20 protein-coding genes are annotated in these 17,315 nt (G+C 54.6%); 15 read left to right on the top strand and 5 right to left on the bottom strand.

Going from position 1 to position 17,315, the window contains the following annotated elements:
* Window positions 1-61: 61 nt before the first annotated feature.
* From ACWFUC_RS02190 to ACWFUC_RS02130, 13 genes are all read left to right on the top strand, one after another.
* On the top strand, window positions 62-679 hold the full coding sequence (locus tag ACWFUC_RS02190; protein ID WP_489623974.1) for a hypothetical protein: 618 nt from the start codon (window positions 62-64) through the stop codon (window positions 677-679).
* A 30-nt stretch (window positions 680-709) separates the two neighbouring features.
* Window positions 710-1,237, top strand: coding sequence for a P-loop NTPase family protein (locus ACWFUC_RS02185; protein WP_489623973.1), 528 nt, complete (start codon window positions 710-712; stop codon window positions 1,235-1,237).
* Between the two features lie 7 nt (window positions 1,238-1,244).
* The gene (locus ACWFUC_RS02180) at window positions 1,245-1,427 is read left to right on the top strand and encodes a hypothetical protein (RefSeq protein ID WP_489623972.1); all 183 of its coding nucleotides are present in this window, start codon (window positions 1,245-1,247) and stop codon (window positions 1,425-1,427) included.
* 57 nt (window positions 1,428-1,484) lie between these two features.
* The gene (locus ACWFUC_RS02175; protein WP_489623971.1) at window positions 1,485-1,928 is read left to right on the top strand and encodes a hypothetical protein; all 444 of its coding nucleotides are present in this window, start codon (window positions 1,485-1,487) and stop codon (window positions 1,926-1,928) included.
* Between the two features lie 473 nt (window positions 1,929-2,401).
* Window positions 2,402-2,596 (top strand): VOC family protein, encoded by a 195-nt coding sequence (locus tag ACWFUC_RS02170; protein WP_489623970.1) that lies wholly within the window; start codon window positions 2,402-2,404, stop codon window positions 2,594-2,596.
* 250 nt (window positions 2,597-2,846) lie between these two features.
* Window positions 2,847-3,281 (top strand): hypothetical protein, encoded by a 435-nt coding sequence (locus ACWFUC_RS02165; protein WP_489623969.1) that lies wholly within the window; start codon window positions 2,847-2,849, stop codon window positions 3,279-3,281.
* A 257-nt stretch (window positions 3,282-3,538) separates the two neighbouring features.
* Complete coding sequence (locus ACWFUC_RS02160; protein WP_489623968.1) at window positions 3,539-4,894, top strand: lysozyme inhibitor LprI family protein; 1,356 nt, start codon at window positions 3,539-3,541, stop codon at window positions 4,892-4,894.
* Window positions 4,895-5,037: 143 nt separating this feature from the next.
* Window positions 5,038-5,391 (top strand): hypothetical protein, encoded by a 354-nt coding sequence (locus tag ACWFUC_RS02155; RefSeq protein ID WP_489623967.1) that lies wholly within the window; start codon window positions 5,038-5,040, stop codon window positions 5,389-5,391.
* A 142-nt stretch (window positions 5,392-5,533) separates the two neighbouring features.
* Complete coding sequence (locus ACWFUC_RS02150; protein WP_489623966.1) at window positions 5,534-6,070, top strand: hypothetical protein; 537 nt, start codon at window positions 5,534-5,536, stop codon at window positions 6,068-6,070.
* A 37-nt stretch (window positions 6,071-6,107) separates the two neighbouring features.
* Window positions 6,108-6,407, top strand: coding sequence for a hypothetical protein (locus tag ACWFUC_RS02145; RefSeq protein WP_489623965.1), 300 nt, complete (start codon window positions 6,108-6,110; stop codon window positions 6,405-6,407).
* A gap of 112 nt (window positions 6,408-6,519) precedes the next feature.
* On the top strand, window positions 6,520-7,077 hold the full coding sequence (locus tag ACWFUC_RS02140) for an SMI1/KNR4 family protein (protein ID WP_489623964.1): 558 nt from the start codon (window positions 6,520-6,522) through the stop codon (window positions 7,075-7,077).
* 96 nt (window positions 7,078-7,173) lie between these two features.
* Window positions 7,174-7,512, top strand: a complete 339-nt coding sequence (locus tag ACWFUC_RS02135; RefSeq protein WP_489623963.1) for a hypothetical protein — start codon at window positions 7,174-7,176, stop codon at window positions 7,510-7,512.
* Window positions 7,513-7,768: 256 nt separating this feature from the next.
* On the top strand, window positions 7,769-8,269 hold the full coding sequence (locus tag ACWFUC_RS02130) for a hypothetical protein (protein WP_489637428.1): 501 nt from the start codon (window positions 7,769-7,771) through the stop codon (window positions 8,267-8,269).
* A 10-nt stretch (window positions 8,270-8,279) separates the two neighbouring features.
* Here the strand turns inward: ACWFUC_RS02130 and ACWFUC_RS02125 are convergent, their stop codons facing one another.
* Entirely contained in the window at window positions 8,280-8,501 is a 222-nt protein-coding gene (locus ACWFUC_RS02125) for a hypothetical protein (RefSeq protein ID WP_489623961.1), read from the bottom strand.
* A 30-nt stretch (window positions 8,502-8,531) separates the two neighbouring features.
* On the opposite strand from ACWFUC_RS02125, the gene ACWFUC_RS02120 reads away from it, so the two are divergent.
* Window positions 8,532-9,791 (top strand): MFS transporter, encoded by a 1,260-nt coding sequence (locus ACWFUC_RS02120; RefSeq protein WP_489623960.1) that lies wholly within the window; start codon window positions 8,532-8,534, stop codon window positions 9,789-9,791.
* A gap of 110 nt (window positions 9,792-9,901) precedes the next feature.
* Entirely contained in the window at window positions 9,902-10,591 is a 690-nt protein-coding gene (locus ACWFUC_RS02115; RefSeq protein WP_039783569.1) for a MarC family protein, read from the top strand.
* 64 nt (window positions 10,592-10,655) lie between these two features.
* Here the strand turns inward: ACWFUC_RS02115 and ACWFUC_RS02110 are convergent, their stop codons facing one another.
* From ACWFUC_RS02110 to ACWFUC_RS02095, 4 genes are all read right to left on the bottom strand, one after another.
* The gene (locus ACWFUC_RS02110; protein WP_039783570.1) at window positions 10,656-11,309 is read right to left on the bottom strand and encodes an LON peptidase substrate-binding domain-containing protein; all 654 of its coding nucleotides are present in this window, start codon (window positions 11,307-11,309) and stop codon (window positions 10,656-10,658) included.
* A 22-nt stretch (window positions 11,310-11,331) separates the two neighbouring features.
* Window positions 11,332-12,861 carry a SpoVR family protein gene (locus ACWFUC_RS02105; RefSeq protein WP_008332933.1) on the bottom strand — a complete coding sequence of 510 codons (1,530 nt, stop codon included), beginning with the start codon at window positions 12,859-12,861 and terminating at the stop codon, window positions 11,332-11,334.
* On the bottom strand, window positions 12,858-14,126 hold the full coding sequence (locus tag ACWFUC_RS02100; RefSeq protein ID WP_034336397.1) for a YeaH/YhbH family protein: 1,269 nt from the start codon (window positions 14,124-14,126) through the stop codon (window positions 12,858-12,860). Before ACWFUC_RS02100 ends, ACWFUC_RS02105 begins: the two co-directional genes overlap by 4 nt.
* A gap of 102 nt (window positions 14,127-14,228) precedes the next feature.
* Window positions 14,229-16,151 (bottom strand): PrkA family serine protein kinase, encoded by a 1,923-nt coding sequence (locus tag ACWFUC_RS02095; protein ID WP_013236263.1) that lies wholly within the window; start codon window positions 16,149-16,151, stop codon window positions 14,229-14,231.
* Between the last annotated feature and the right edge of the window lie 1,164 nt (window positions 16,152-17,315).

The following is a 17,315-nucleotide window of genomic DNA, read 5'->3' as shown; positions in this document are numbered from 1 at the left end:
ACCATACGAGCCATGACTGCTATCGGCCAATTCCAGACGTTTAGACTCTCAAAGACATTTTATGCTCCAAGATTATTTTGATCAGCTCAAGTGCTCCGAACGGACGTCCAGTGCGCTCTTTGACCACGAGACAGTCGTAAAGCAAAGCAAGCTTTTTGCATTTCATCCGGTAGTGCGAGAACTCCACGGCTACGTGTTGGACGACGAAAACACAAGCAATCATCATCTTTTGATTACGGCCGAGCCATTGGCTGGAAGTATTTTTTTTCTTTCGCACGATGACGATTCGCGAGTAGTTTTTGAAAACACGGTTGATTTCCTGGATGCCGTTGGCAAGGCTGAAACCGAGGGACGATCCGTGACCGACCTGCATCCCCACCTGAGCCCGGTTGCGAAGGACCAGATTGCACTTGCGAAATTCATTCACGAACTCCTCAGCAGGGAATGTAACGATCTGGTCGTCTGTCTTCTACCTTCGCTCGACCTGGAAGATCTGTCTTTGCTTCAACTACTTGCGAATGACGATGACTTTTTCTTGGGAGAGGCCGTCGCCATGGAAATCGAGAAGCGGCCATCGAAAATACTTTTGCCGGTCGCCGCTATATGTGCTGACCATAGGCATCCTCAAATTTCTATTCCCGGATTGCGCGCCGTACGGATTATTCAGCAGCTTCCTTGAACGTCCTCAATCGGCCAAAAGCACACATCCATGCATTCCAAACCTCTAGCTACCCGAAAAGACAACCGCACGGATTTTCTCCGTATTTTGATAATTGGAAACTCGGGTGCCGGAAAAAGCTGGCTGGCTGATCGACTAGCCGAGAAATACGGTAGTCCTCACATTGACCTTGATTCATTTCATTGGCTGGGAACCGGGTACAACGAAGCTCGAGAGAGAAGCGAAGCGGTTGCCTTGGTCAAGTCAGCAGCGTCGCAAGCTCGGTGGACCATTGAAGGCATTTATGGCTGGCTCGTTAGCGAAATTGTGGCGGATGCGACAGCGTTGATATGGCTATGTCCTGACGAAGAGGAATGCATAAAAAACATTCAACAAAGAGGCCGACGTGGCAATGCAAGTGAACAATCATTCTCCGACCTGCTTGACTGGGCTAAAACCTACAGGCTGCGCACTGGATCGAGCTCTTTTGGCGTACACCAGCGAATTTTCGAAGATTTTGCTGGGACTAAATATTTGTTTAGAGAGCGAACTGAGGTAACCAGATTTTTGGACCCGTAGAGATTTCATGAGCACGACCGCTTCCGGCCAGGAGCGGACTGGCTCAAAAGGAATTGATGCAAATATGATGCGATTTGGACCTAATACCTACCTAGTAGAAGAAATCGCTAACTATGCGCGTAATGGAGATTTATTCGTCAGTCCTTTCCGTGGTGATGTGGTCGAAGCTGATACAAAATCAGGAAGATAATGAAGCACCATCAATATCAGGCTTATCAAATCAATTCAGTGATCAATCAAAATCAAAATGACGCTTGAAGATTTCGAATCCCGAATCAACTCATCATCTTGTTTTCTTGAAGGAAGGTATAGTGAGCTTTTTGAATGGGTATTTTCTCAATATGAGCAATCCCGAATTGAAGCGACAGCAGAGACCGACGGCGACATGCTGCTGTTTCAATGGGGAACATATGATTGGGGAATGGGAAAATCCTTTGAAATTGATTTGACCAGACAGACGATCGACGATCTGGATGATGTGGATGCGCAGACGGATAGCATGCGGCAACTGCATATCACGTTGAAATTTGAGCACAGTCTGGCGACCAGCGAACTGGGCGAAGGCAATCAATGGTGCTCACAGAGATCGGAGATCGCTTCGTTTCGGGAGTCGATCAGTCAAAGTGAGGTTTTCCATTGGCTGAGAAGTCAGGATCCGATCAGCGTGGAAGTGGTTTTGGAGCAGGTTTAAGGAGCGGTAAATCAAGTCAGCGAAGTCCGCAACCGGCCAGAAGCTGTCAACTCAAGGCACGTCACGACTATGACTCCACTTACCATTGAAAGTCTTCCCGATCCAACTGATCCACAGGCCGTATTTGCCTTTGCGATGTCCTTTAATGGGTACGAACATTACGGCTCACTTTCCGCCAGCATGAGGGCTGCGAAGGAGCGCAAGCGGGCTACATTGACTGATGTGAGGAATGAACTATTCGCCTCTGCGCGCGCGTCGAGACATATGCAAAATGACGGCTATTTGTCAGACTATCGCGAGTTGCTTCCAATACTCCGTACCTTGATTCTCTCGGGTATGTGAGTCCGTGATCGGTCAGCAGCAGCCGTCCGCGAAGAACTGAAGTCTGGCTGAAAAATAGCTTTTGTTGTTCAAGTCGGCGTCTGAATACCCTGGCCAACAATCCGAGCTCCTTTATCCCTCCTTGAGAGACCATGACTGCATCATTCAATACGCTTTTGATATATGCCCGCAATCCCGCCGTCACCAGTGCATTCTACAAAGATCATTTTGGATTCAAGACAACCGGTGAGGTACGTGAAGGCCTCATCGAATTGAGTGCGCCAGATGCCGGCATCAATCTTCTGATTCATCAGGCGGCCAAATCTCAAGATTTGAGCAGGCGGTAGTCAAGCTGGTATTCAGTGTTTCCGATGTTGAAAAATTCAAGGAAGAATCTGCGAAGAAAGGTCTGCATTTTGGCAGTACCCACCGGGCAAATGGGTATCAGTTCGCCAACGCGAAAGATCCTGATGGAAACTCGGTATCGATATCCAGTAGAGAGTATCGTCAGCAAATTGTTTAGAAAATGGCCCCTTTCGACCAGAAACGGACTTCCAACGCCACCGACCAATCCTGCCTATCTATCGACTCATCCAAATGGTCAGAATTTCCGTTTCCGTAATATTGACAGCTTTATTGTCGCAATTTTTTGCCGGCATCGCCTTGGCCCAAGCGCCCAAAGGGCCCGCTGACTTTGCTTTTGCCAGAGCTGAAAGAGCATATTCAGCATGTGCGGGTAAAAAGATGTCCACGGCAGTCTGGAACACAGCCTTGTCGGTTGATGACGCCGTCAAGAAGGTGCTTGAGAATTGTGAGTCGTTGCTACTCGAAGCTCACACGGCCTATCTGCAAACGTTGCAAAACATGTCAGAGCAAGAGCAAGAGCGAGAGCGTAGAGCTTCCTCTTATGTGGATCATAGGCGTGAAATGGAATGGCGAGTCTCTGCGATGCTGGTATCCCAATTGCGGCATTCTTGCATCACCTTGCGTGAACCCTACGCAATGTGCAAGAAGGATTATGTTCCCGACTGATATTGTTCATTCTGGTTTGATTTCTCGTTTTTAAACGGCCAGGAGCAGGCAGCCAGGACAACTTTGCACGATGTCCTGCCAGACCTCATCAACTGATTTTCTGCAAGATCAATTTCAATTTACATCCACTTTGCTCGAGAAAAAATAATGGGGGGAGTCAGGTGCGCCATCTCACTTTCGTTGCGTCTTTGTATGATTGCCGGACAGTTCTATCATGGCTTGTCCAATTCGTCTTGATGTTCGCGATGGCATCGACGGTGCAAATTTCCTACGCTCAGTCGTATCCAAGCTTCAAGTGTGAAAAAGCGGACAAGCCTGTTGAGAAAAAGGTTTGTGATACACCAGATCTCGCTCGGCTTGACGGAAAAATGGACGCTGCCTATCGATACATGATGTCAACGGTCAGTGATAAGGAAGAGCGAAATGCGATTACCTTGGAACAGCGCAAATGGCTTGTTTCCCTAACAGGTTGTGGTGGTGAAAATGTAGAGTGCCTGCAACGCCGATACGAGAGACGCATTAAGGATTTCCAAATCGATTGCGTAACGCCGTCGACCGAGAATGAGACGAGAGTCTGTGCGGCAAACGATGCACGAGCATTGCAGGAGATTGTGAAAGAAATGTGGGAGAAATGGAGGCCCTATGTCTCGCAGCTAAACATTTCCGGCACCGACGACGAGCAACGTTTTCGCCTTGGATACGACCAACTCTTGACGCGTTATCTGACCGAGACGCGCTCCTGCCTCTCCATGCAATGCCACCGAAGTAAAACAAAACAGTTTCTCGATCATGAATGCTTTCCACGAGAGGCATATGATCGACTGCGTTCATGGATCACATCGCCTGAATCAGCATCGACTTTGCTCAATTCAGGATTATGGACGCTGGATGATAAACAGGCGACACCCGCGTGGGGCATCGTTAGCCAGCAAATTTATCTCATGGGCGAAGTGCCTTCATGGTTCCAACAGACTTCCGAAGATAGCGACGCGGATTCTACAGCGCCGTTCATGACGCGTCCGCTCTCAAAAGATGAGCTATCAACATTACGTCGCCTTGTCAGGCGAGCGCCAAATCATTGGTATGGTCCTGTTGCTGAAGATGTTCCGATATTGGGCGTTTCACCTTCAGCTTTGGAGAGTATTTTAGTAAGTGATGGAGGAAGTGCAAAATGTAGCGCAAATCCTTTTGCTAGCGGAATTTATGTGAATGCTGCCGCCCTGAAGTCTCTTCCGATTCGCCCGAACGAATATTCTGGAGGAACATTCAAAATTATAGAAATTCGGACCAAGGCTGAGAAGCAAAGAACCCCTACGTGTGCTCTCTCAGCCCCACTCCCCAAAGGATTCATTCCCAACGATTCTGATCACTACACTTCTAATGTCTTCATTGATCAGATTCAGTCCGTCTTTGTACGAGGCGATGGAACATTCTGGCTACGACTCTCGGACGACAATTGGTATCGATTCCGTTCCGACATGACCAGTGACGCACCGGCGATTGGCAAAACATTTCACGTTCTTAAAGACGAAGAATTCACAAAGCTACTGAATCGAAGTAGAACGCTACGCTCGTTCGAGAGAAATTTGATTGGTGCCCTTCAAAAACATTAAGCTTAGTTTTCCTCGGGAGAGAAGCTTTATTGGTGGGTGCTGCCAGGAGATGGACTTGGAATGCTGGAATACTATGTTTTCGGGGACGAAAAATAAGTGCTTGATCGAACCATCACCTGGTCCGCAATCGGCCAGGAGCAGACATGCCATTTCTATCATTAATGACAAAAGCAATCGATGACATTTTATGGAGGATGCCATGGAGGCCGTTGATCCATCCTCGAGACGTACCTGCTCTTCAACTCCAACTGGAACGAGAGCTTGCAGAAGGGCATCCCCTCTGGGGGAAAGATATTGAAGTCGTTGGCCGTCGAGTGGACAACGATGATGTATTGGTCCTTTGTTGCGATGGAGCAATGGTAGTTGTCCATCTCGACTGGGCAACCGGCCCGCATAATAATCCAGCAGAATACCCGTCAGTTATCACCTACCAGTCTCTAGCCGAATTCCATCAAGTCATGGATTCTGATGCATATGAGTATGGTGACGATGATTGAATCAAAGTTCGCAATCGGGCCGGGACAGACTTTTGAGGCTTCGTCTTGCCCAGTTAGTCGTCGCTTTGCCCAAATTGATTCCAGTTCAGGTATCCCCTAGCGGCCTAGATATGTAACTGCTTACATTAAATGAAGGAGATTAATGGGTTTTTCTATCTCTTGGTTAGCCACTCCGTCCGATAAGAAAGAGATTGTGCTTAGTGCATTGGGTTTAGCTGAGACCAATCAACGTCAGTCATTCACAGAAACCGCTCGCGCGGGAATTGCGCTGCCAACTGGATGGTACGTCGTATGGTTTGACACCCCCAGTCCTTCGGCATTGAAACTGGAATTTCTGCGTATGCTCTCCGCAAGCACGAAGATCGTCGCATGTCAGATAGAAGAGCATGCAATGGTCAGCACGGTAGCTTGCTGGGAAAATGGAAAAGAGCAATGGTTTATTGCTCACGACGCAGAAGATGGGGTCATGAGCCTTGATGTGATGGGCAATCCGCCTGTCTTTTTTGATGAGGTACGCGCGGAGATGCTGCAGCTACAGGATGGCCGTACGGATGTCGACTATGTCTTTGATGTCCCGATTATGCTGGCAGAGCGATTAGTCGGATTCCGACATGATGCGGCATTTGACGAGAATGAAGAGGAAATGTTTTTTGTTCTCTCGCAACGTTCGGCGGCATAGGCTCCCAGTGCGAAAAGACTTGCTAAAGGCGTGGAATATGATGTCTTCTATTGGCCAGAGGATGCCGTTCAATAAGGAATCAGATATGCGATTCAAATTGGAATATCTATCGACTGGCAATGCTCCATATGTGTTGGCGCGTCAAGTAGACAAAGGTGACTTCAGAGTAGGGCCGGATTCGCGTCTGGCTGGCGTTCGTATCAAGTGCCCATTTTTACAACCACGTGCAATACGACCAGACGGCTCACCAGATTTGACCGTATTTGCCTTTGAATTGCTGGAGCGTGAAGATGGCGAGCTTTTGAAGGTTGGCGAAACGGTAGACCTGATTCCATGAAGTCTCAATACGGCCAGTAACCGCCATTGCCCCCTTTAATATTTGACGATGAATGGGTGGCAGTTGCCTATGTAACCGCATCGATTAAATCTCTTTTGGCATAGGTTGATAAATGCAAGAAAAATGGATTCGCATCACGGCTCGATTAAGAGAGCTCGGCTGTCTAGAAGCCATGGACTTACAGCCCGGAGCCTCTCTGAATGAAATAGAAGCGTTGGAAGGCCATTTGGGCGTCAGATTCCCACAGTCAGTGCGAGACTTCATTGGCGTCTACAACGGCCAAAACGGATTTGGCCTGCTTTTCGGTCACGAATTTCTTTCCGTAAAAGGGATTCAACAGCAATGGGACAAGTGGCGGTCCCTGGATGAAAGTTCAATGAACCAGGACTGCGCAGAATTTCAGTCTTCAGACCCGGCTGGTTTCATCAAGCCTCTCTATTGCAACAAGGGCTGGATTCCCCTCACGCACGATGGAGGCGGCAACCATTTCGGACTGGACCTGGATCCGGATCGCTTAGGGACATCAGGACAGATCATCGCATTTGGCCGGGATGAAGACACCAAGCGCCTTCTTGCCACATCCTTTGAGTCCTTTGTTGAGGACACGATTCTGTGGTTGGGGCTCGCCACATGGGATGGAGAATGCCTTGAGGCCCCCGTTGCCTCCTGATCTGGAAATTTGCCTAGTCATACATCTGCGTTTCTGAAGTAGGCATGAATGGCTGCAATCGGCCAGAAGAAGACCTCAAAAAACACAAGGAGTCGCATGAATCAAAATATTCCTTTTGATATGAAACTGAAGGCTTTGGAGGAGAAGGCGACCGACCGTCTTTTGATGTCCGATGTGTTCGATGAATTGGCGTTTGCTGATTTGTACTCCCATATTTGTACGGTCGCTGAACAGCTAAAGTCCGAATATTTCATTTCGAAGCAACTCTTGGCCACTATCCTTGGTGCCGCCAGTGCAATTCGAAGTCGTTCAGAATATCTTCCCCAGGTTAAAAAGAGCGTAAAACTAGCCGACGACTTCGAAATGGTCTTGTCACTGGTTGCTATTGGAGAAGCACCAAATGATCGACGACCGGGCGTACCTCGTGTCTGCTGAAAGTATCCGTTAAAGCCCGCAATCGGCCAAGACCTGTCTTCCGATTTTTGGGATGAGGGGCCTATGTCGAATTCCATTTTCAGATCTGGAATAAAGGCACTGCTTGCCGTGAAACTTGGGGCTGTAAACTTATATCTGTTCGCAAAGAGTTGTTCGACGGCTTGAGATTGGTGTGCTCCCTTCGCATGGGACTTTTGAAGCCGTTGTTGCTTGCTGAAGATCCTTGTGACCCTGAAGAGATCGAATTAAGGTCGGTATGAAAACTACTTTTAGACAGGTGGCCATGCTCGCTTTGTTTTCCTTCTTTTCCACTTGTTTTGCCCAAGAAAAGAGATCTGAAATCATTTCCTATACTCCCCATGAGCTCGAGATGCTCGGAGAAAAATTTGAGAAGGAAGTACAAGAGATCTATAAAAATATGAGCAACGCCGCTGCTCAGCGTTACTACGATCTGATGCCGATCTGCCAGAAATACTTCCCGGTCGGGACTTCATTCACGGATGCAACCACGATCTTGAAAGCGGCTGGTGCTCTTCCAGACAAGGTCCACAACAGCATTTGGGTTCCAGCCTATAACCGCAGCCTTCCTGCAAACAGTAGCGACAGGAACGATGTCGCGGCTGGATTTCTTCTTGCAAGGACGCTTATATCGCATGCTCAGTTTGGAATTTTTCTAAGACCTCAATCAACGATGGATAGCACCTCTGGAACTATCGGAAAGATTATTGCCTGCAGAGTCTTGGAAGTATCCCTTTGATCAGAATCTTTCATGCCAAGCGCACGTCAATGATGGTGGCGAGAATTTTGTGGTCTTGGATGGCTTCGTCGATATGCACTATCGCCAAGACGCTGGTGGTGTAAGCTTTTCGCGGTTTTACACGGCTTGAATTTTCGCTAATCTCTCCTGCGAACTTTTCGCCGCTCTCCAAGGGAATCGACCTATTTTGTGAGCGAAACTGCAGAAGCTGCCGTTCGTATTTGTAATCCATTTACCTAGAATAATTAATCCTGAGACCCCTATGCCCCCATCCTCCCCCGCAAGCCCCGCAAGCCCCGCACCCACCGACCCCCATCAGGTCGACTCCCCCTACGCCGTAATGCGCCTCTGCATCACCATGATCCTGATGGTCGTGGGTGCCAGCGGCATGTACGTGATCGCAGTGGTGCTGCCCTACGTGCAGGCGCATTACTACGTCGACCGGGGCCTGGCCTCGATGCCCTATACCCTCACTATGCTGGGCGTGGGCGTCGGTGGCCTGCTCATGGGCCGCATGGCCGACCGCTCCGGCATCACCCGGCCGATGATGCTGGGCGGGCTGTGCCTGGGCGGCGGTTTCATCGCCGCTTCCTGGGCCCAGGACATCTGGACCTTCATGGCCGTGCATTGCATCCTCATCGGCCTGCTGGGGACCTCCGCCACCTTTTCTCCGCTGGTGGCCGATACCTCGCTGTGGTTCCGCAAGCGGCGCGGCATCGCCGTGGCGGTCTGCGCCAGCGGCAACTACCTGGGCGGCGCAATCTGGCCGCCCATCGTCCAGCATTTCGTCGACAACTACGGCTGGCAGGAAACCTATCGCGGTCTGGGCCTGATCTGCATCCTGGTCATGTGCCCGCTGGCCCTGCTCATGCGCGCCCGGCCGCCGGTGCAGGACAGCAGTGCAGCGACGCCCCGCGCCGGCGGCGGCCCGCGTCCCTTCGGCCTGGCACCGGGCTCCGCCCAGCTGCTGCTGTGCGTGGCCGGTGTGGCCTGTTGCGTGGCCATGGCCATGCCCCAGGTCCACATCGTGGCCTATTGCGGCGACCTCGGCTACGGCCCGGCACGCGGTGCCCAGATGCTCTCGCTGATGCTGGCCTGTGGCGTGGTCAGCCGCCTGGTCTCCGGGGCCATCTGCGACCGCATCGGCGGCCTGCGCACCCTGCTGCTGGGCTCGGCCCTGCAGGGCCTGTCGCTGCTGCTGTTCATCCCCTTCGACAGCCTGGCCTCGCTCTATCTCATTTCGGCCCTGTTCGGGCTGTTCCAGGGCGGTATCGTGCCGTCCTACGCCATCATCGTGCGCGAATACTTCCCCGCTGCCGAAGCGGGCCAGCGCGTGGGCGCGGTCATCATGGCCACCATGTTCGGCATGGCGCTGGGCGGCTGGATGTCCGGCAAGATCTTCGATCTCACCGGCAGCTATCACGCGGCCTTCGCCAATGGCATCGCCTGGAACCTGCTGAACCTGGGCATCGCCGTGCTGCTTTTCACCCGGGTGCGCGGCATGCGGGTGCGGGCCGCCTGAGGGCAGAGGGCACCACCGCGCAACGCCAGATGCGGCCGTGGTTGGCAGCGTAGCGGCTTTCAGCTACGCTGCCGGGTCAACCTTCAATGCCGTTTATTTCTGATTGCGCCATGTTCATCCTTTTCCTCAAGGCGGTCGTCCTGATCCCGGTCACGCTCTTGCCCATCCTCAATCCCCTGGGCATCGCGCCGGTCTTCGCCAACCTGCTGGGCAACGTCAGCCGCAGCACCGAAAAGCGCATCGCGCGCCAGGTCGCCATCAATTGCTGGTTCATGCTGGTGGCGGCGATCTTCATCGGCTCGCACGTGCTGACCTTCTTCGGCATCTCGCTGCCCATCGTGCGCGTCGGCGGCGGCCTGCTGGTGGCGGTCTCGGGCTGGAAACTCCTCAACGACAACAGCCAGGACAGCTCCATCCCCACCCAAGTGGCCAAGACCTATGACGAAGACCTGCCCGACGATGAAATCAAGGCGCGCAGCTTCTATCCCATGAGCTTTCCCCTGACCGTCGGCCCCGGCACCATCGCCGCGTCCATCACGCTGGGCGCCAATACGCCAACCCGCCTGCTGGATTGGGTGATCTCGGTCGGCAGTGCCGCCCTGGGCGCGGCGCTCACGGCGCTGGTGATCTTCCTTTGCTACAACTATGCGCACAAGCTGGTGCACCTGATGGGGCGTCTGGGCACCATGGTGGTGTTGCGCCTGTCGGCGTTCATCCTGCTGTGTATCGGCATCCAGATCTTCTGGTCGGGGATGTCGGCGCTGCTGGCCGAGGCGGGGATCAGCGGCGTGTCGCCGTGATGGGGAAGTACAACTATCAGGAAATCTGAAGCGGGATAGTTAGTTGCATTATGGAAATAACTAACTATTTCAGCCAGCCCAACTCATCCAGTGCATCCTGCACCAGCTCCAGCCGCAACAGGGGATTGTCCAGCGCCAGCAGGCTCTGCTTGAGGTTGACGGAGATGGGCATCATCTCGGCCCAGCGGTTGGCCACCCAGCCGCAATCGTCCAGCCGGTAAGGCGCGGCGATGGGCACTTCACTGTCCGGCAGGCCCTGGCGCAATACCGATTGCAGCAGGTTGTCCAGCGCCTGCGAGGTATTGCGCAACTCCTCGGGGATCGTCACGGCACGGTCCGCTTCCATCATCTCTACCTGCGCGGTCCATAGTCCATGTTTCTGCTGCTCGGCCTGCACGATGCGGAAACGCTCGCTGCCCAGGCAGGCGATGCGCATGAGGCCGGGGGAGGGCGTGCTCCATTCCTGGATGCGCGCCAGCGTGCCCACGCCGACGAAGCGTTCGCTCTGGCCGGGCCGCCGCACTTCCGATCCTTCCGTCAGGGCCACCACGCCGAAGCTGCTGCCCTCGGCGATGCACTTGCCAATCATGTCCAGATAACGCACCTCGAAGATCTGCAGCGGCAGCCGCCCTTCCGGGAAGAGCGTGCTGGCCAGCGGAAACAGCGGGATGGTTTGGGCCGAGATCGGCGGGCGCGGGGTAGCGGGGGCGGCGGGCATGGTCACTCCTGGCAGCGGTCACTCACGAACGCAGAGCATACCGGTTCTCGGCCACGCATTCATAGCGCTGCACGATGTAGCCGTTGTCGTCCACGCTTTCCAGATAGACGTCGAACTGCCACAGCCGCGCCATGTGGCGCAGCACCTCGTTGGTGCTGTCGCCCAGCGAGCGGCCGTCACTGCGGAAGTGGCGCAGCGTCAGGCTGCGGTTGCCGCGCGTGTTGACCGACCAGACCTGGATGTTGGGTTCGCGGTGGTTGATGTCGTACTGCCGGGACAGCGCCTGGCGCACGTACTGGAAGCCGCGCTCGTTGTGAATGGCCGAGACCTCGATCTCGCTGCGCGCCTCGTCATCGAGCACGGCAAACATGCGCATGTCGCGCATGAGCTTGGGCGAGAGATATTGCGCGATGAAACTCTCGTCCTTGTAGTTGCGCATCACGTATTGCAGGGTATCGAGCCAGTTGCGCCCGGCGATGTCGGGGAACCACTCGCGGTCTTCATTGGTGGGGTTCTCGCAAATGCGGCGGATGTCGCTCATCATCGAGAAGCCCAGTGCATACGGATTGATGCCGTTGTAATACGGCTTGGTGATGGGCGGCTGGAACACCACATTGCTGTGCGAATGCAGGAATTCCATCATGAAGCCATCGGTCAGGCGGCCCTGGTCATACAGCGTATTCAACAGCGTGTAATGCCAGAAGGTGGCCCAGCCTTCGTTCATCACCTGGGTCTGGCGCTGGGGATAGAAATACTGCCCGACCTTGCGCACGATGCGGATCACCTCGCGTTCCCAGGGCTCCAGCAGGGGCGCATTCTTCTCGGCGAAATACAGCAGGTTCTCCTGTGGTTCGGACGGGAAGCGGCCTTCCACGGCTGCGGCGGCCGTTTCCTTCTTGGCCGGCAGGGTGCGCCACAATTCGTTGACCTGCGACTGCATGTAGGCCTCGCGCTCGCGCTGGCGTGCCTTCTCCTGCGCCAGCGACAGGCGTTGCGGACGTTTGTAGCGGTCCACGCCGTAGTTCATCAGCGCATGGCAGGAGTCCAGCAATTCTTCCACGCGCTCGAAGCCGTGCCGCTCTTCGCACTCGGCGATGTAATTGCGCGCATACACCAGGTAATCGATGATGGCGCTGGCATCGGTCCACAACTGGAACAGGTAATTGCCCTTGAAGAAGGAGTTGTGGCCATAGGCCGCGTGTGCGATGACCAGCGCCTGCATGGTCATCGTGTTCTCTTCCATCAGGTAGGCGATGCAGGGATCGGAGTTGATCACGATCTCATAGGCCAGGCCCATCTGCCCGCGCTTGTAGTCGCGTTCGGTCAGCATGAAATGCTTGCCGTAGGACCAGTGGCGATAGTTGACCGGCATGCCGTGCGAGGCATAGGCATCCATCATCTGCTCGGCCGAGATGATCTCCAGCTGGATGGGATAGATGTCCAGCTCGTACCCCTTGGCCACGCGTGCGATTTCCTCGTTGTAGCGCTCGATGAGATCAAAGCTCCAATCCGAGGGGCAAGGCAGCGGGTCATGCTTGAAGCGGCTGTTCATGCGTGCACCTGCTTTTCAAAGAGTTCGCGGAAGACCGGGTAGATCTCGGCGGCCGATTGCACCTTCTTCATGGCGAAGTGCGGATGCGATTCGATCAGCTGCATGTACTCGGTCCACAGGTTCTGTTCCGGCTCGGCCACCTGGATGTAGGCGAAGTAGCGCGTCAGCGGCAGGATCGACGACTCCAGCAGTTCACGGCACTTGGGGGAATCGTCGTTCCAGTTGTCGCCATCCGAGGCTTGCGCGCCATAGATGTTCCACTCGCTGGGCGAATAGCGCTTGGTGATGATGTCGTGCATCAGCTCCAGCGCGCTGGAGACCACCGTGCCGCCGCTTTCCTGCGAATGGAAGAAGGTGTTCTCATCGACTTCATCGGCGCGGGTGTGATGGCGGATGAAGACCACTTCGATGTGTTCGTAATTTCGCGTGAGGAACAGATACAGCAGGATGAAGAAGCGCTTCGACAGATCCTTGCGCTGCTCATCCATCGAGCCCGATACGTCCATCACGCAGAACATCACGGCGCGGCTGGAGGGTTGCGGCTGGCGCACTCGGTTCACATAGCGCAGGTCGAAGGGGTCGATGAAGGGGATGCGCAGGATGCGGGCGCGCAAATGCTTCACTTCCTCTTCCAGCAGCGGGATGTCGGCGCTGTGCTCCTCGGGTTTGCGCTTCATCTCGGCCAGCGTTTCCTCGGCCACGTCGAGCTGCCGCTGCAGCGGTCCACCGAGGGCGATGCGGCGGCCCAGCGAGGAACGCAGCGAACGCACCACGTCGATGTTGTTGGGCGAACCGTCCACCGAATAACCGGCGCGCTGGTTCTTCCAGTTCGGTACCTGCAGCAGGTTGGTTTCCACCAGGCGCGGCAGTTCCAGGTCCTCGAAGAAGTAATGCATGAATTCTTCGCGGGTCAGTTCGAAGGTGAAATCGTCCTGTCCTTCGCCGTCGTTGCTGGCACTGCTGCCGCCCCCGCCGCCGCTGCCGCCGTTCTGGCGCGGGATGCGGTCACCCTGCAGGTAATCCTGATTGCCCGGATGCACGGCTTCGCGCTTGCCGCCCTTGCCGTGATGGAAGAAGGGCTCCGAGACATCCTTGCGCGGGATGCTGATGCTCTTCGATTTTTCGAGATCGGTGATGCTGCGGTCGCGCACGGCGTCCGCCACCGAACGTTGGATATGCCCCTTGAAGCGCCGCAGGAAGCGCTCCCTGTTGGCGATGCTCTTGTTCTTGCCAGCCAGCCTGCGGTCGATGATCTGATGCAGCACTCGGTTCTCCTGCTAGTGGTCGGCGGTGCGCCAGGCGCACGGCGCCGAAGGGTCGCCGCGCGCATCGCCACGCGCTCTGCGGGCGATGCGCAACAGCGGCGCTTACGAGGACTTGCGCACGCGCAGGTACCATTCGCACAGCAGGCGCACCTGCTTGGGCGTGTATCCCTTGCTGACCATGCGATTGACGAAGTCTTCGTGTTTCTGCATTTCCTCGGTGGAGCCCTTGGCGTTGAAGGAAATCACCGGCAGCAGGTCTTCGGTGTTGGAGAACATCTTCTTCTCGATCACCACGCGCAGTTTTTCGTAACTGGTCCACAGCGGATTCTTGCCACCGTTGTTGACCCGCGCACGCAGCACGAAGTTGACGATCTCGTTGCGGAAGTCCTTGGGGTTGCTGATGCCGGCCGGCTTCTCGATCTTTTCCAGTTCCGCATTCAGGGCCGCACGGTCGAAGCTCTCGCCGGTATCGTGATCGCGGTATTCCTGATCCTGGATCCAGAAGTCGGCATAGGTCACGTAACGGTCGAAGACGTTCTGGCCATATTCCGAATACGACTCCAGGTAGGCGGTCTGGATTTCCTTGCCGATGAATTCGGCGTAGCGCGAGGCCAGCGTGTCCTTCACGAAGGAGAGATATTTCTGCTCGGTCTCCTGCGGGAATTGTTCGCGTTCGATCTGCTGTTCCAGCACGTACATCAGGTGCACCGGATTGGCCGCTACCTCGGTGGTATCAAAGTTGAACACCCGCGACAGAATCTTGAAGGCGAAGCGCGTGGAGATGCCGTTCATGCCTTCATCCACACCGGCATAGTCGCGATACTCCTGGTAGGACTTGGCCTTGGGGTCGGTGTCCTTGAGGTTCTCGCCGTCATAGACCTGCATCTTGGAGAAGAGGCTGGAATTTTCCGGTTCCTTCAGGCGTGTCAGCACCGAGAACTGCGCCATCATCTTCAGCGTGCCGGGCGCGCAAGTGGCCTTGCCCAGCGAAGAGCTGCGGATCAGCTTTTCGTAGATCTTGATTTCTTCGGAGACGCGCAGGCAATACGGCACCTTGACGATGAAGATGCGGTCCAGCAGCGCTTCATTGTTCTTGTTGTTGCGGAAGGCCTTCCATTCCGATTCGTTGGAGTGGGCCAGGATGACGCCATCGAAGGGGATCGCGCCGAAACCTTCGGTACCCTTGAAGTTGCCTTCCTGCGTGGCCGTCAACAGCGGGTGCAGCACCTTGATGGGGGCCTTGAACATTTCCACGAATTCCAGCAGGCCCTGGTTGGACAGGCACAGGCCGCCCGAGTAGCTGTAGGCGTCGGCATCGTCCTGCGAATATTGTTCCAGCTTGCGGATATCGACCTTGCCGACCAGGGTGGAAATATCCTGGTTGTTTTCATCGCCCGGCTCGGTCTTGGAAATGCCGATCTGGCGCAGGATGGACGGATAGCGCTTGACCACACGGAACTGACGGATGTCGCCGTTGTACTCGTGCAGGCGCTTGACGGCCCAGGGGCTCAGGATGGGTTTGAGATAGCGGCGCGGGATGCCGTATTGCTCTTCGAGGATGGGGCCGTCTTCGTCGTAATCGAACAGGCCCAGCGGGGATTCATTGACCGGCGAGCCCTTGATGGAATAGAAGGGCACCTGTTCCATCAACTGCTTCAGACGTTCAGCGATGGAGGACTTGCCGCCACCGACCGGACCCAGCAGATAAAGGATCTGCTTCTTTTCTTCCAGGCCTTGCGCGGCATGGCGGAAATACGAAACCACCTGCTCGATCACTTCTTCCGCGCCGTAGAATTCCTTGAAGGCGGGATAGACCTTGATGACCTTGTTGGCGAAGATGCGCGAGAGGCGCGGATCTTCCCGGGTGTCGACCTTCTCCGGTTCGCCGATGGCCATCAGCATCCGTTCGGCAGCCGATGCATAGACTGCCGGGTCGTTCTTGCAAAGATTCAGATACTCTTCAAGCGATAATTCTTCTTCTCTGGTCTTGTCGAACCGGCTTGCAAAGCTGCTGTAGATATCCATACCACCTCCGTCGCTCTCAAAAAAGTACGAAACAGATTCATATGTCTGGACTTGCCATCTGCGGTTATCGAAGAACGCGTCGGTGACTCTGTATTGCGTCATTGCCGGTGTGTTCTTTGAAAGCCGTAGCTTCTACAACGTGATGCGAAGATCTTTTCAGATCCTGCAGTTCATTCTATTCCTTTTTTTGCTTCTGCTTGGTGATCCCTATAGTGCAGCTTCATTCAGCAAGCGCTGGATTTTCTTTGCATTTTCCCGCGCATTGGGGTGAAGCGTTTATCCCATTGCGTGCGCAGGGACATTCGCAGCTTCATTCACATCATGCTCTTTCAATGTGCGGATTGCTTCAGCGGTTGACCACACGGTGCGCTATTTTCGCGCAGCGCGCCATCGTGAAAACCCTGATAGCCGGCGGGAGGGAACAGGCGGACAATGCCTGTCGGGCGGTTGCGCAGGCCAGCGCGGCTGGTGCCTGGCGATGCTGCCGATCTCCTCCTGCCGGTGCAATTCGTTCCTGCCTGCTTGCCGGTCTCTTTGCTTCATCTCCCCTTATAGCTGGAATCGTGCCAGGCATGTTTGTCATATTGCAGGGTGCAGCTTTCATGACGCATCTTTTTTGTAACAGGACGATTGCGGTGTCTCAATGTTGCTGATCTGCCTCATCCGCCTCCCGTGGGCAAGTCTGGCGCACCGGTGTCCAGCCCTGCTGAAAAAATGCTTTAGATGATTTACGGATTTGTTCATGCGTGGGGCGCATGGCGTGCCTGCATTTTCTTCATGCATTGAACGCGTCAGGTGAAGGCTTGTACTGAAATCGGGGTGATGTCCTGCAAGCAACTTCATATCGGCTTTTTGCCGGCCGGCTGGCGGCAGGGAAGGGGCGATTCTGGCCAGATGCGGCAATTCCGCCACGCATTGGCCCCGAACTCGGCCGTTGAGTGCCCGGGGAGGGTGCAAAAGCGCATAAGTCATTGACAGCGAAGTGGAAAATGCAGTCTAATTCAGGGTTCACCATCTGAAGAATTGCGCGCGGTGCCGACGCAGTGCTGTTTCAGTTGTCCACCGGTCGATTACCCAGTGATCACACCGGGAGGCGGCAGAGGCCAACAGAGTTAATGGTGTCAGCGATGCAGGGGCTGCCGGCTCAGACAGGCGGCAGGGCAT

It is taken from the genome of Herbaspirillum sp. Her4 (assembly GCF_057961335.1).
The sequence above is the reverse complement of the archived record's forward strand: the minus strand, read 5'-3'. Positions and strand labels throughout refer to the sequence as shown.